This is a genomic window from Shewanella sp. OMA3-2 (genome assembly GCF_021513195.1).
GTDB lineage: Bacteria > Pseudomonadota > Gammaproteobacteria > Enterobacterales > Shewanellaceae > Shewanella.
On record NZ_CP090974.1, the window covers coordinates 99,273 to 113,955 of the forward strand.

Here is a 14,683-nt window from a genome sequence, read left to right on the forward strand (position 1 = left end):
TCAGGCCTGTATTCTGTGAAGTCAGAAGAAAGAAAAATCAGCTAACTTTATCAATCACACCCACAATCCACAAGACCGAGAGGGTTAACAATTGCTAATCTGACTATATTTTTTTAAAAAGAGCCCTTAAATAGGCTAAATGGTCCAGTGAAAACAGTAAATCGACACATTAAGCGTCTTTATTGACTAATCTCTTCCCAGTAAATAATTCTATCATGGCCTCGATAACGACCAAAAAAGGCACTTGCTTGGGGGTTAACCAATAAATTGACCGAACTCGTGTCGTAATTCCAATACCATTGTAGCCAACTATCAACTTGCACTGGCGAGTTCACTTGACCACGATAATTATTTGTCCCAGTATTTTGCCAGAACAAGGTCATCTTCCCTACAGAAATATTGCTACTATTATTAGTTCTTGCCACCGTTTGCCCTGCAACCTTAGTTGGAGTGTAAATTTCTGTCCCTGGTAAACTGCCATTAATCACGGTACAACTATCGCCAACATTAACAACCCACTGACTCCCGTTCCAATATTGTGCGTAAGTTGGCATGCGTAATATTTCATTTTCGGGGCCATAGGTATTATCCATAATCACCCTGCCATGGCGTAAATCCTGCGTAGTAATACGTTTGGCACTGCAAGTATTGGACGGGGTTGTGCAGTTTCCTGCCGTATCAGCACGCATGTCAGGATCAGCAACAAACGCGATATTAGTGTCATTATCAAATACCTTCACGCCAATATCTAAAGCACTAAATGGGCCGTCGGCATTTGGTGCTGTTGTTCGAGAAAATTTAGCACGATAACTTGCGTCTACCGCAGCGATGCCAGCAACCCATGATGCTGCATTTACAGGTAAGCTAGTTAACCGGTTTGACCGTTCAATACCGTCATTATTATTTTCGCCGACTAACTGTGCCGTCCCTTTTGCAAAGGCGGCTTGATAATTTTTAGTCACACTCGAAAATGTATTGTAGGCAGTAATATTCATCGACAGTGGAAACGACTGATCCATATAACTGAATGCCCCACACGCTGGCAATACACTCACACCACTGATGACAAATCTGTCTGGTACAAAACGGCCAATATTTGGCGATTGCGCTAACGGAATATCATAGAAACTGGAGCCTAAATAGTTAGTCTCAGGTTTAGCTGTGAACTTAAACACACCCACTTCACTAATAGATTGTGGCACAATATTGGTATTGGTAGCTTGCGCGACTTGGGCATAACTCACATTAGATACAGTACCGAGCTCACCACCTGCTGGTGCAACAATGCTGCGGCCTAATGCAATACCACTATGGGCATAATTAGGCGTGTTGAGATTGTCACAGTAATTAGTATCGCCATCAATTTGCCATGCTTTCCCCTGAATGAGTAAGTTAAATGACTCACCGGCTTTTTTATACACATTACAACTGCTGTTACCTGCCACACATTGGGCACCAGTATCCTGCGGCGTAATACATAAACCAACCGGAAAACTCACAAAGGGATCATTACCTAACATGATTAAGCCTTGCTCATTACCCGAGCCGGTATACCTAGCATCGAGTTGAAGCTGACCAGCATCAGGATAATTCACCGAAATTCTTGCCTTGCCTAAGGCATCAAATGCGAGCGCGATGTTGGTTGCCGTGGCACTCGTTTTACCCACACTGGTACCATTTACTGACACACTTTGACCATTAATTGGTGTGGAGGGGCTAGTATAAGTACTCCAAAACGCGACATTTTTAGACACATTAGCAAAACTTGGAATACATTGTTTGGTGATGTCACTCTTTTTCACCGCACTAACCACTATGTCAGACACAGGTTTGTTGGCTAACTTATCAGGTACATCAAAGATAAAGCCGCTGTCAGCAAAACTCAGTGTACAGTTAGCGGCAGATGCAGTCCCACCAGCAATACGGCATAAGGTTTTGCTAAAAGGTTTAGCGCCAGGTGTTGAGCCTGTTACGTCTACCGTAACTGTGCCCGCAGTATTTCGATTCAATTGTAGTGTAGTCGAACCACCACTAAAACTAACAACATTACCGCCAATCCAGCCTCCGCCGCCTGCCACTGTCGCAGGACTTAGCGTGGCAGTGACATAGTCTGGTACTGTTTGGCTACAATCGGCATTAGCACAAGCTTTAAGGGTAAGCGTTTCTGGCCCACAGGTTAACCCGCTACCACTGTGGGTAAACTCAAAATGATCAATAACCACGCCTATGGGTCTTGAATTGAGCGCACAAATTTCCACATTGTCTATTTCATGGTTGTTAGTCGAGCCACCAGTCGAGCCTGTTAAAGATAATAAGAAATCAGCAGGAATAGCTGCCTGAGTACTAATAGCTGCGGCATTAAAAGCAGGGATAATCTCAATGAATCCTGTTCCACTATTACGTTCAACTTTCACCATAGATTGTCCAGCTACTTTTGAATCAATAGTAATGCGATATCGGTGGGCAGGATCCACGTTGTTATTATCTACTGTAGGCGAAAGACAATTACCTGTGGTGTTAGTAGTGCCATTACTGCAAGAACCACGTAAATATGGATACCCACCCGTACCGGAGCCCGATCCCCTAACCGCTACAGACTGACGTCGACGCCCGGGCCCGCTTGGACCACCTTCAGTTGAAAAATTACCGAACTCATCAATGCCAAATCCTAACCAGCCACCGGCAAAACCATTGACGTTCGATCTAGCCCCATAACCCAAGGGGCCGCCATAAGCACCTGCTTGAGGTGTAATCGATGCATCTGATAGCACAAAGGCGATGCCATCAGCACCGCTACCACCATAGGCATAGTGATCAAACTCAATTTCAACTAGGTTGTTTGCCGCAGGAAATAAGCGCTGATAGGTTGAAGAGGTGGCTTGGTTTGTGACAGCTTGAGTCACACGCAAACGATTATTCACAATCGAAGGAGTAAAATTACCACCACTATTTGATACCACCCAGTCATTACCCAAACTACTACGCTGGAAGTCATCGGTAAAACATTGTTTCACTTGAATTAATCTTTCGATGGCTACAAAGCTATAGTTCTCAAAAATATGCCTTCTATCTGTATCTCGATAAGTGTCTTCATCATCGACCATACTGACCAAACTGTTGGTCAATTGACAACGACGTAACCAACCGCCATCACCACCCTTACGGCTGTTTTTCCCTGCTACCAATACCGGAATATTGCTAAACCCTGTAAGAGGCGTAGTAAAACCACATTGATACGCCAGGTCTTGTACACCACTTTCGGTAAAGGTTTGCGACTTTCCAAAATGGTAATTAGTATTTTCACCAGCTAACACCATTGCACCGCTGCCGGATTTTAGTGATAAATAGCCAATGGTTTCATTTTTAACTTGGTTATTATTCAAGCCTTCGGGCTGACATCGATTGTTATTATCTCTGACTTCTGATGCATCTAACGCAAGCTCAATACCTGTTGAAGTAAATTGTGATGTACTGGTAAGCCAGCAGTTATTATTACGAGTTTGAATTTGATTCAACAATACATCTTGGCTTGATGGCAAAGTGACCTGTGTGTATGGCGAATTAGAACCAAACAATGCTTGATTATAATTAACAGAACCGGCTATCAGCTTAGTGCCATTGGGTAAATCATGACTACCAGGTGTCACGGCTATCCAATGAACCTCTGGCATATTATTAGACGGAATATATTGATTGCTGGGTGATTCAGGCTCTTGCTTTGACCAGGTAAAACCTTGTGCAGTCACACTACCAAGCCCCACCGATGCGGGACCATCATTATTACTATTACTGGTTGACACAGTCGGCATTAAAAATACCAAGGGCGTGACCCCCGTAGGAAAGGCCGTGGTGAAACTAATGCTAGTCGATGTTGCTTTACCATATTGAATATGAAAAGGCACTGTCGGCGCAGCATCATTAATTTTTCCGTTAGAATTAATGGTTAAGTATCTTGATGTGACTCGGCCATTAATAATTGAATTATTATCAAGGGTTAGCGTTTCATCACTATAAACCCTAGCCCCAATGATAGCACCAGAGGTTAAGCTCAAATTATTATAAGCAATTAATTGTAATCCATTAGAGTATGAAGCATTAATTTTGCCACCATTTAACTGCGAACTGGTGCCAATAAAAATACGAGCATTACCTTGAAGTACAATTTCTGAATTTTGATTTAATTTGAGGGAATTTATCCAGTAGTCACCTGCAGAGAAAATTAATTTTGCACCACCGCCAACTTCAATCGTTTGAAAACGGTATTCCTGCTGCGAAGAAGACATGGTTAATGTGCAGGCAGAATTAAGCGAAATACTGCTGAATTGATTTTGGCCAGTATTCCCCAACGTAATATTTTGATTTGCGGTACAAGAACCTAAGCCACCACCTGCACCATTACTGGTTTTAAATGCATTATTACCGTTTAAGTTCAAACCTCGAGTATCACTGCCTGTAACCGTACAAAAACGATCACCACCAGATGCGGTATCGCAGCTATTATTCGGTAAACCTGAACCACTATTATTAGAACAATAGGCCAGATTTTCACCTAAAGTGCCATTAATACGAGAGCCAAATTGCATAGATAATTGGGGGTTATCAATTTTATGACAGCTATTATTACTGTTTTGATGGTGGCCTTGAGCCACTTTAGGCCAAGTAACCGACTCATCAATCACATCAAATGCCAAAACAGGGTTCATCATCAGGACAAGCGCAATGAATGAGCGGATAATAAAATAACAAAACCCTTTAATTTCCACGTGCTTCTACCTCAATTTGTCTTTGCACTCTTAAACAGTCAGTACTGGTGTTAGCACCGCAGGCGCCGGTCTGACATACCGCTTTACTACTAATACGATACTGAGTCAGAGAGCTGACTGTCGCACTAGTGCAGGTGATAGTGACACTACAACCATGAAATCCAACTTCATTAGCGGGTGGCGTCCAGGTTGAGCTAACATTAGTGCATGTAGCACTTACGCCATTAAGCGGGAAAAGTTGCCCTAAAGCAGCATCTGCACCACTGTTGGCACTATTTAATGCACGCGCGCCCCACACTTCCATCGAAATAGAGGCATCAGAATCTTCAACAATGCGCAGCAAGCTTGCCGCCAACATAAACATCACTATCAGCACAAAAATGCCAATCACCAATGCGCTGCCTTGCTGATGTGATTTTATCGACAATTTAAGGAACATTGATCACCTGCACCTGATGCTGATATTTAAACGACTCACCATTAACACTAAACCTAGGCTCAATATGCACAATCGCATTAGTCACTAAACTTGACGGTGTTAAGGTTATGGCGGGTTCAATTAATAAATTATTAATAATATTTTGCGCCATGATCACCCTATTTGCCATTGCTGTCGGGGCTGGCTGACTGTTTTGATAACCATAATTGGTATAGCGGGTTAAGTCAGAGGTACCATTAGTTTGGTTTTCAATACAATAGCTAACAGGCTGCGCTGTTATATAAAGTCGCTTTAGCGGTGAGGCCTCGGTAAACCGAATTGAGCTGCCAAAAGTTAAGCTAACTTGATCGCCACTGGTACCGACATTCGATATTAAAAACCGTTTTGCAGTGCTGCCTATAGGATTATAGATTTCACTTGTGGTAAGCGGATACATAACTGCCCATTGTCCTGCCAGTATGGTTTGGTTTATCACAATCGCACTCAGGGTGTTACTTGTCGCTGCGGGCGCAATAGGGGCATTAACATAAGAGGTGCTAGCAGTGATAGGCACAAACTCAATACATTGATAACGGCCATCTGTCGCTGTCAGTAAACGGGTTGAATTAGGCAGTGCACTGCGTATGTCTCGTGTCATGCGCTCAACCCCAAAACGACTTTGGCTTAATACTTGATCCACCGCACTCGATTCAACAAAAATACGCGTGCCAAAAATGATAAAACCACTCACACCAACTACAATTATCCCTAAAATAAGAATAACGGTCACCATTTCTACTAACGTAAAACCAACTTGCCTAGCCGATTTAAACCGAGTAAAAGTACGCATTAGTAATTACTCCTAACAGCTTGGTACTTAATCTCTTCACCACCGGGCGTAGTCACATTGACCGAAATAAGCTTAGCAGCTTGAGTGGTGGGGTTAACATACTTCACCTCAACACTCAGCCCAAAATTACGATAAACAGAAGCGTAAGTTTGGCTTGAATTAAACATCAAAGAAGTAATGCTTAATCCTTGGTAATCATCTACATCATTAAAACTGTCACGCGCCTCACCATCTGGTCCTAATGTAACTGAACACGTTAACCCTAAAGGACTATTGCACGCAGGCACCCCGCCATTAGGATTGGTATTTTGATCATAGCGTTTGCCCCAAATCTCATTCATCACTGAGTGGGCTAATTCAGCAGAGCGCATCCGCTGCAGTGACTCAACGGATCTGTCAGCTTGAGGGAAAAACATCGATGTCATCATCACAATGGCGATGCTTATCACTAACATGCCCACCACTAGCTCAATCAGTGAAAAACCTTTGCTGTACCTATTGATATAGTCCCGATTTTTCGACTTTGAGTGCGAGCGCGCTAAACACTGCAACGACTGACTTAAAGGACTCGAGTTATAAAGCATAAATATAACCCTCAGATTCAACCGCCACTTTTAAAATTTCATCGGCATTGATGTTAAAACACACGCCAGCGCAGTTAGGTGACAACATTCTGCCTAAACTATCAAAAGTGATGTTAAATGACTGGCTAGCCGATGCGACTAAACTGATGGAAGCGCCGCCACTATAGTGTTGAACTGCCTCGGTGCGAATAAGGGTGGCGCAGCTATTACCTGCGCGAGCACTATAATGGCGTAACTGATAACCCGTTGCAGTAACATTAACCTCATAGCATCGGTCGGTATTATTTAATGCCCTTAATTGAGCCTGACGGAGTTCTGAAATGAATTCATTGCGTAACGTATATGCACTAAAGCTCGAGCTGGAAAAAAAACGCGGCAACACCACAACCGAAACAATACCAATCAGTATTATAGTGGTCACAAGCTCGACTAAACTAAAGCCGTTTAGTCTTAGTGTTGAACGGTTTAAATCCATATTGCCCTTTCGATAAATTCAGCAAAAAAATAGCCATTAGCACTTGATAGTATGGCAAATTTTTTAAGTACTTGTCTGCCTATTTATTATCGGCAACGTAAATCCACTTTAATGATAAACCGTTAGTAAGCAACTACTCATGTCAGCAAGCTCGATTAGTGGATATAACATGGAGTTAAGTAAGGGGAATCTATAGGTGACTCTTTCTCAGCAGCGAGTGAAAATCATCAATATTAAAGTCAATAGTGCAACAACTGAACCTATTGTGGATAACTCACTTAAACGACCATGTGAGTCCTAGTTTCATTAATCTCAGATGAAATGAGCAGCAATAAAAAAGCCTGCTAAATGCAGGCTTTAGTTCATTACCTTTTAGCTTTAACAAGCAGAAGCATCAGGTATAGCTGTATACGTAGGAGCGGTTGTCGCTGTTGCTGCACCATATGTAAAGAAACAAGTTGAAGGAGCTCCTACTTGCCTAAATGTAGCTGGTGTTGTTGTAGTATCAACAATCCAGTCAGTAGTTAGACCTGTCGCAGCTGGATCATCCCCTTCAGCAATACTAACTTCTAATACATTTTGAAAATCTGCTAATACACCTGCGGTTAAATAACCGAAATCAGCAGTAACAGTTATAGGTACCGCAACTGTTCCACCAATTCTTACAGTTTGGGTTGCAGTTTTCTCTTGCCCTGCAAGTGCAGATTTTGAATAAATTAATGTATTAGCTCCCTGCAAAGAAGCTTTTAATCCATTTAACGCTGCCACGCGCGCATCGCCTTGCAAATTAATAAACTTAGGCGCAGCAGTAACCGCTAAAATACCTAAAATAATGATCACCACGACTAATTCGATTAGGGTAAAACCTTGTTGTTTTTGCATCAATTTTTGCATTGTAAGCCTCTATAAATAAAATAAATAAATGTTTATTTTGCTGTTATTTTCTCAATATAACCTAACAGCAAACTTTAAATTAGTTGTTGGTGAACGACAACACTTGTCCTGTACCTGGATTGTATGTCACACCATTTGCGCCAGCAGTACTTAAATCCGGTGCCGGAGTCGCGATGCCAGTGGTTTGATTTACCGTCAAGGACGCTATTTGATGATAAACACATAAATCTATACCAGTGACATTAATACCATTAATACCAGTGGCCGAACCGCCGACATTGTCTAATGCTCTAACCGTATAGCGTTGCTCTCTGGCATCTGCGGTATACAGTACATTACGCGGCGCACTTTGCAATACACTGTTAAACACTTCTTGACAGGTCGCATCAGTCATTGAAGCCACATCAGTATTAGTTGTGCCTGTAGGAAAACCAAAGCGAGTATCTAAAGAAACACTGGTACCGTCTAAAATCACCGACGAGTTACGACGACCATCAACTTCCCACTGCGCCCTAACAAAACCAACCGCGGTAGCTAAGCCGCCCGATACGCCATCAACACTGGCATTTTCAGCATCTTCTGTCACGTTTAAAAAACGCGGAATAGCTGTTGCGGCAAGTAAACCAAGGATCACAATAACAATGACCAACTCGATTAATGAAAAGCCTTTTTGATTCAACTTCATAAGTTATACACTCTTTCAATTGTTGCATCGATTTATCTGCATAGCTAGCATTACACTATCATTGCGATATCTCCACTAATATTAGCAGCTTATTGCAACTTGCTAAAATTTATTTACTTTCTGTATCTACTTTTTAAAAAAAAGCACTCTTCCGGAGGTAAATTGATAACTGATATTAGCGAAATCTCCCGCGGTATATCGACATATTCTATCATCGGCATCATAGCTCACCTCAATGTCGGTTAGTTGAGTCGCTAATAATTGATACCACAAACGTTTACACCCTTGAACATCTAAACTGTCAATTATCGGCCACCCTTTATCTGACAGACTAATCCAGTTATCTGCAGCAAAAAACTGATTATCTAAATCATCTGTCGCGTTTTGTCGCTCTGCTTTAGCAGCGCCTATGTCACCATTATTGCCGGCTACCTTGGGTGCCATACTTTGCCAGTTAAGCAGTAATTGTTTCGGTCTACCACTTGATAGCCACTGGCTTTTTATCATGGTTGTGATATTAAGAAAACGAGTATGCTCAAGGGCTAAGCTTTTGCCAGCGATAGTGGGTATAGCGTTAAAATACTTAAATCCTAACATAGCCAACACCAATAAAAATATGCTGATTGCCACTATACGGCCGTAAATTTTAAGCAGATCGTCATCGGCTTTTTGTTGTTTCAGCATAAATGTTCCTCACCTATTGAGGTCATTGATTATCTAGCCTTTAACCACATTTAGCATATCCCACATAGGGAGATAAATGCCTAGCGCGAGGATTAATACGATACAAGCAACAAAACCAATCAATATAGGTTCTAATTTAGCGGTAAGATTTTTTAAATCGTAATCAACCTCGCCTTCATAAAAATCAGCTGCATCAGTTAACAACTGGTCAATCTGACCCGTCTCTTCACCAACAGCAACCATTTGCAGCACTAATGGTGTAAATAACTGGCTTTGATTCGAGACTCTTAACATTGATTCGCCAGACTCTATTCCTCGTCGCATGCCAACGATTTTATCATGCATATATGCATTATCTACCGCATCAGCAACTAAGCTAAGTGCTTGTGTCATTGGCACGCCAGCACTTAGCATCATCGAAAAACTGCGGCAATAACGCGCCAGTGTCGAACGTTCAATAATTGACCCTACAGCTGGAATATGTAACTTCCATTTATCCCACTGTTTTTCGCCTTTCTCGCTGTGCAACCAATATCGAATACCCACTATTATGCCAATTAAACCAACTATCATATGCGGCCAAAAATTAACAAATAGGCTAGACGTTGCCATTAAAATTTTTGTGGCCCAGGGCAATTCGGCACCAAAGCGTGAAAACATATCGGCAAATTTAGGGATAACCATAATATTGAGTATCACCATGGCGATACCGATAGCGATTAACACAAACATGGGGTAGCGCATAGCTGATTTTATCCGACGACGTGTTTCTTGCTCACGTTCGATATAACCAGATAATTGAATAAAAGCGTCTTCTAACTTACCGGTATTCTCGCCAACATGAACCATAGAAATAAATAAAGAATCGAATACATCTTGATGTTGATTCATCGCCGACGACAAAGGTCTACCTGCGGTTAACTGCGATGATATATCGTCTAGCGCCTGTTTCATTCGCACTGAATGAGTGGTTTCTGACAGTCCTGCTATCGCCCTTAAAATAGGTATACCTGACCGCGTAAGTGAGTACATTTGCCGTGAAAAAATTTGTAACTCTTCTAATGACACTTTACTGCCAAACAAGCTATTAATGGAGAATGTCTTTTGAGGTTTTACTTCTCTAAGTTCTAACGGAATAATACCACGGCTCATCAAGGCGTCCGCGGCTGAGTTTTCATCCGCTGATTCCAGTTGCGCCGTCACTGACTGACCTTGCGCATTTCTACCTCGATAATGATAAATGGGCATAATTACGCCTCAGCTGTTGGTTGGTTGATAACATCTTGTGATAACGCAATTGAAGATTCACTGACATCTTCAACCAACTTAGACACCTCTTCCAGAGTGGTAGTCCCCTGAAATAAATATTCCATCGCGGATCTTGCCAAAGGAACAAAATTAGGACTTTTTAATGCTGCGCGAGCGAAATCCTGTGGATTACCTGTTCGCATTGCATCAATCATGTTTTCATCCAGTTCTAGTATTTCAAAAATACCGATACGGCCACGGTAACCTGAACCGTTACAGGTTTGACAGCCCGTTCCCACTTTAAAGGTGGCCTGTGAAAAATCTTGTTTAGACACACTTTTTAACCAGCTAGTATCGGCTGGGGTTAATTGATAATCGACACTGCAATTATGGCACACTCGGCGCACAAGACGCTGGGCAATGATCACTCTTAAAGCACTGGCTACCAAATAACTGGCCGCGCCCATATCCAGCAAACGTAATGCACTGGTCACCGCATCATTGGTATGTAAAGTCGATAATACAAAGTGACCGGTTAATGCGCCTCGTAAACCAATTTCAACGGTTTCTTGGTCACGCATTTCGCCCACCATAATAATGTCAGGGTCTTGACGTAAGGTGGTGCGAAGCACGTTAGAGAAATCCAAACCAATCTTATGGTTCACCTGCACTTGGTTAATGCGGGGTAATTGATATTCCACCGGATCTTCTACGGTAATAATTTTACGGTCGGCAGTATTCAGCTCTCTTAGAATACCGTACAAAGTGGTGGTTTTACCGCTACCTGTTGGGCCTGTGACCAACAACATGCCATGGGGGCGTTTAATTTGTTTACGAATGCGGGCGACAATGTGTGGCGGCATCCCTGTTTCATCGAGTGTGCGCAAACCGGCGGTTTGATCGAGTAGACGCATTACCACTGATTCACCATGATAAATCGGCATAGTCGACATACGAACATCAATCTTATGGCCCTTTATTTCCATGTGAAAACGACCATCTTGAGGTAAACGTTTTTCTGAAATATCGAGTCCTGCCATTAACTTTAAGCGCAACACTAAAGCGGAAGCAATATTCACCTCGTTTAAAATATTTTCATGTAATTGGCCATCAACACGCTGGCGAATACGTAACACTTTCTCACCTGGCTCAATATGAATATCTGAGGCCCGCATTTGCACTGCATCCTCAAATATTGACTGCAGTAACTTAACCACTGTGGTTTCATTATCACTGTCACCTTGGGTTAAATTTGCCAAATCGAACATGTCATCAGCGGCATATTCTTCTTCTAACTTACCGGCAATTTGAGCAATTTGTTCGGTACGGCGATATAAATTATCAAACGCATCTAATAATTGCTGTTCTGGCGCCACCGCAATTCTGAGTTGTTTAGGTGCGACAAGAATTTCTAAATTATCAATTGCTTGAAGATCCGCAGGATCACTCATTGCCACTAACACACTGTCGCTGTTGCTTTCTACAACCAGTGCACGATGTCGACGAGCCTGCACTTCTGGAAGAATATTAACCACTTCAGGGGTAATAGGCAGGCGGCTAATATCTAAAAAAGGTAAGTTTAATTGTTGTGACAAAAACTTCAGTAATTGATTTTCACTAATACTTTTTAGATCGATTAAGGTACGGCCGAGTTTTTTACCTGAACTACGTTGCTCTGCTAACGCTTGTTGAAGTTCAGCTTCCGAAATAATGTGTTCTTGGACTAAAAGATCACCTAAACGCATCTTTAACTTAGGTTTCATTGGTTTTCTCCTAGTTGTGCTAAACGCTGCTCAACAAATTCAATCGCAGTGTTTGATAACCCTGGATAGTTTAATGCAGACCGATAAGCTTCTGCGGCTTTAGCATATTGCTGCTGAGAATCTAATGCATATGCTAAGCCCATCCACCATTTTGCCTGCGTTGATTCAAGGGTTAACAGTGAGCGATAAGCCGATTCAGCCAAACTATATTGAGCTACTTTCTGGGCCACCTCACCTTGAAATACCCACTTATCTTTTACATAGCCACTGTTATCATCAATATAACTTAATGACTGCAAAGCGGTGCTATATTCTTGCAAAGCGTTTTCAATATTGGCTTTGATTAAATAAAATTCCCAGTGGGACGGAAACATACCAACACCACTTTCAAGTAATCTAATCGCGGTATTAACATTATTTTGAGCATAATAAATGCCCACTAACTGTTTACGCGCCGAGTGTAAGCTAGGGTCGAGTATTATCGCTTCCAAATACCCGCTAGATGCATCGCTCAAACGTTTTTCCTTTTCGGCCACTTGTGCCTTTTGAAATAACACCTTAGCTAATTGCGCTTTGGTCAGAGTGACTTCCGTTACCTTCATATTACTTGCCACAGCTTGTTGACTTGCAGGCCTATTATTGGCCCCTTGCTGTGGTGATTGTGGCTGCGATGACTGGGGTGATTGAACCTGTACGGTCGAGTTAGGCTGCGTAGAGCTTGCCACTGTCGCGGCTTCATTCTCGGGGGTAATCGCTGCAACGGACACATTATCTGAGCTGGCAACAACATTGGTTATATCTGGCTGTGCCACCGGCTCTGATGACAGAATGACTTGTGATGGCAAGTCATTTTGCTTAACCATAATAGTCTTAGCGGACTGTGACTCAATATTTTTTTCATGCGGTATTTCAGCGGCAATAGAGTCAGGCTCGAGAGCATTACCCTGTTCCGCTGATAACGCCAGTGGGGTCAATTGTTCGTCCGACATACCCAGCTTTAGGTTAATCTCTTCATCTTGCTGAGTATCCGCTTTTACCACCGGCGATACCGTTGATGAGATAAGTGATTGTTCTGACTGATTGGCATTCTTGGTCGATATTTCAGGCGCGAATTCTGCCTTATCGTCAAGCATCTCACCTTGCTGAAGCAAACTATAGCCAAACCACGTCATTGGAAGCATCAACACCAGTATCAATACTCTTAATGGTGATTTTTTAGGTTGCTCAACTTGGCTGTTAAACGCGACTTGAGGGCGAATAAATTGACTTGTGGGCGCTTTATCAGCACTCGCTTCACTTTGCTGACGCTGCTCTAAATCCTGCAGCATTTTATTGATTACGCTCATAACCACTCACCTATTCGCGCGAGCCAATGACCGCAACATGAAATCGAACTAAAATGTAATCCAGCCAAAACACTTAACGCTAACCCAATAAAGATGAGTACGGGTTTAAGGGTAAATAATTGTGATGAAGCCACAATGCTCTTACTGGTATCCTCGGTATCGTTAATTGCCGCTTTACAATGTGCTAAGGTGACTTTTGCAGCGCCTTCGCCATAAGCAAGCAATAACGCTTTATGGGCAAGTATATTCACCAATCGGGGAATGCCTCGTGCACCAGAGGCAATTAACTGTGATTCTTTTACGCTAAAAATTGTCTGACCTTGGTAACCCGCTACAGTTAAACGGTGGTTCATATAGGCTTGAACTTCATCCCAATTTAATGACCGTAAGTGGTAACTAAAAGTAATACGTTGTCTCAGTTGGCGTAAGTTAGCTTGATTTAATCTTTCATCAAGCTCTTGCTGACCAAATAACACCACCTGCAATAACTTGCGGCTTTCTGTTTCAAGGTTGGTAAATAATCGCAGCGCCTCTAAGCTTTCATCGGGTAAAGCTTGTGCTTCATCAATCACTAACACAACTTGAAAACCTTGCTCATTTAACGCTAGTAGCTTTTCATGAATTAAGCGGGTCAATTGCTGTTGATCAAGTTTGTCGGTGACATCAATACCTAAATCAGCCGCAACCGCCCAACGTAACTCAGCGGGGGTTAAGTAAGGATTAGGAATATACGCACATTGAAACTGCGAAGGTAGCTCATTCAATAACTTGCGACAAACTAAGGTCTTGCCAGTACCAACTTCACCTGTGACCTTAATAAACCCCTCACCTGTTTCTAATGCCATTTGCAGCACTTGCAACGCTTCCACATGCGGCGTTAAGCCGAAAAAGAATCCGGTGTTTGGTGTTAATGTAAAAGGCAGTTGTCGTAAACCAAAGTGTTGCAAATACATAGCTATTAGCCTCCTTTCAG

The 14,683-nt window shown here is 42.4% G+C and carries 12 protein-coding genes; all 12 read right to left on the reverse strand.

Translation table 11 applies throughout. The features are described from left to right. Positions 1-179: 179 nt before the first annotated feature. The 12 genes from L0B17_RS00450 to L0B17_RS00505 all read right to left on the reverse strand — a co-directional run bounded on the left by L0B17_RS00450 (position 180) and on the right by L0B17_RS00505 (position 14,663). Complete coding sequence (locus L0B17_RS00450; protein WP_235086835.1) at positions 180-4,706, reverse strand: DUF6701 domain-containing protein; 4,527 nt, start codon at positions 4,704-4,706, stop codon at positions 180-182. A 46-nt stretch (positions 4,707-4,752) separates the two neighbouring features. Next, the gene (locus L0B17_RS00455) at positions 4,753-5,202 is read right to left on the reverse strand and encodes an MSHA biogenesis protein MshP (RefSeq protein WP_235086837.1); all 450 of its coding nucleotides are present in this window, start codon (positions 5,200-5,202) and stop codon (positions 4,753-4,755) included. Next, positions 5,192-6,031 carry a PilW family protein gene (locus L0B17_RS00460; RefSeq protein WP_235086838.1) on the reverse strand — a complete coding sequence of 280 codons (840 nt, stop codon included), beginning with the start codon at positions 6,029-6,031 and terminating at the stop codon, positions 5,192-5,194. The genes L0B17_RS00455 and L0B17_RS00460 overlap by 11 nt, the downstream gene beginning before the upstream one ends. Next, a complete protein-coding gene (locus L0B17_RS00465) occupies positions 6,031-6,615 on the reverse strand; it encodes a type II secretion system protein (protein WP_235086840.1) in 585 nt (194 codons plus the stop codon). Before L0B17_RS00465 ends, L0B17_RS00460 begins: the two co-directional genes overlap by 1 nt. Further along, complete coding sequence (locus L0B17_RS00470) at positions 6,605-7,090, reverse strand: type II secretion system protein (protein ID WP_235086842.1); 486 nt, start codon at positions 7,088-7,090, stop codon at positions 6,605-6,607. The genes L0B17_RS00465 and L0B17_RS00470 overlap by 11 nt, the downstream gene beginning before the upstream one ends. Positions 7,091-7,468: 378 nt before the next feature. Beyond that, the gene (locus L0B17_RS00475) at positions 7,469-7,972 is read right to left on the reverse strand and encodes a type II secretion system protein (RefSeq protein WP_235089945.1); all 504 of its coding nucleotides are present in this window, start codon (positions 7,970-7,972) and stop codon (positions 7,469-7,471) included. Between the two features lie 91 nt (positions 7,973-8,063). Next, complete coding sequence (locus L0B17_RS00480; RefSeq protein ID WP_268834024.1) at positions 8,064-8,669, reverse strand: pilin; 606 nt, start codon at positions 8,667-8,669, stop codon at positions 8,064-8,066. A 126-nt stretch (positions 8,670-8,795) separates the two neighbouring features. Then, positions 8,796-9,353, reverse strand: a complete 558-nt coding sequence (locus L0B17_RS00485; protein ID WP_235086843.1) for a hypothetical protein — start codon at positions 9,351-9,353, stop codon at positions 8,796-8,798. A 33-nt stretch (positions 9,354-9,386) separates the two neighbouring features. Next, a complete protein-coding gene (locus L0B17_RS00490; RefSeq protein ID WP_235086845.1) occupies positions 9,387-10,601 on the reverse strand; it encodes a type II secretion system F family protein in 1,215 nt (404 codons plus the stop codon). Positions 10,602-10,603: 2 nt separating this feature from the next. Next, the gene (locus L0B17_RS00495; protein ID WP_235086846.1) at positions 10,604-12,364 is read right to left on the reverse strand and encodes a GspE/PulE family protein; all 1,761 of its coding nucleotides are present in this window, start codon (positions 12,362-12,364) and stop codon (positions 10,604-10,606) included. Beyond that, positions 12,361-13,710 (reverse strand): tetratricopeptide repeat protein, encoded by a 1,350-nt coding sequence (locus L0B17_RS00500; protein WP_235086848.1) that lies wholly within the window; start codon positions 13,708-13,710, stop codon positions 12,361-12,363. Before L0B17_RS00500 ends, L0B17_RS00495 begins: the two co-directional genes overlap by 4 nt. Next, a complete protein-coding gene (locus tag L0B17_RS00505; protein WP_235086850.1) occupies positions 13,707-14,663 on the reverse strand; it encodes an ExeA family protein in 957 nt (318 codons plus the stop codon). The genes L0B17_RS00500 and L0B17_RS00505 overlap by 4 nt, the downstream gene beginning before the upstream one ends. Between the last annotated feature and the right edge of the window lie 20 nt (positions 14,664-14,683).

What these genes read in the sequence shown, in the direction of transcription:
- L0B17_RS00450 (WP_235086835.1), bottom strand. Translation starts at nt 4,706, where the DNA reads ATGATGAACCCTGTTTTGGCATTTGATGTGATTGATGAGTCGGTTACT.
- L0B17_RS00455 (WP_235086837.1), bottom strand. Translation starts at nt 5,202, where the DNA reads ATGTTCCTTAAATTGTCGATAAAATCACATCAGCAAGGCAGCGCATTG.
- L0B17_RS00460 (WP_235086838.1), bottom strand. Translation starts at nt 6,031, where the DNA reads ATGCGTACTTTTACTCGGTTTAAATCGGCTAGGCAAGTTGGTTTTACG.
- L0B17_RS00465 (WP_235086840.1), bottom strand. Translation starts at nt 6,615, where the DNA reads ATGCTTTATAACTCGAGTCCTTTAAGTCAGTCGTTGCAGTGTTTAGCG.
- L0B17_RS00470 (WP_235086842.1), bottom strand. Translation starts at nt 7,090, where the DNA reads ATGGATTTAAACCGTTCAACACTAAGACTAAACGGCTTTAGTTTAGTC.
- L0B17_RS00475 (WP_235089945.1), bottom strand. Translation starts at nt 7,972, where the DNA reads ATGCAAAAACAACAAGGTTTTACCCTAATCGAATTAGTCGTGGTGATC.
- L0B17_RS00480 (WP_268834024.1), bottom strand. Translation starts at nt 8,669, where the DNA reads ATGAAGTTGAATCAAAAAGGCTTTTCATTAATCGAGTTGGTCATTGTT.
- L0B17_RS00485 (WP_235086843.1), bottom strand. Translation starts at nt 9,353, where the DNA reads ATGCTGAAACAACAAAAAGCCGATGACGATCTGCTTAAAATTTACGGC.
- L0B17_RS00490 (WP_235086845.1), bottom strand. Translation starts at nt 10,601, where the DNA reads ATGCCCATTTATCATTATCGAGGTAGAAATGCGCAAGGTCAGTCAGTG.
- L0B17_RS00495 (WP_235086846.1), bottom strand. Translation starts at nt 12,364, where the DNA reads ATGAAACCTAAGTTAAAGATGCGTTTAGGTGATCTTTTAGTCCAAGAA.
- L0B17_RS00500 (WP_235086848.1), bottom strand. Translation starts at nt 13,710, where the DNA reads ATGAGCGTAATCAATAAAATGCTGCAGGATTTAGAGCAGCGTCAGCAA.
- L0B17_RS00505 (WP_235086850.1), bottom strand. Translation starts at nt 14,663, where the DNA reads ATGTATTTGCAACACTTTGGTTTACGACAACTGCCTTTTACATTAACA.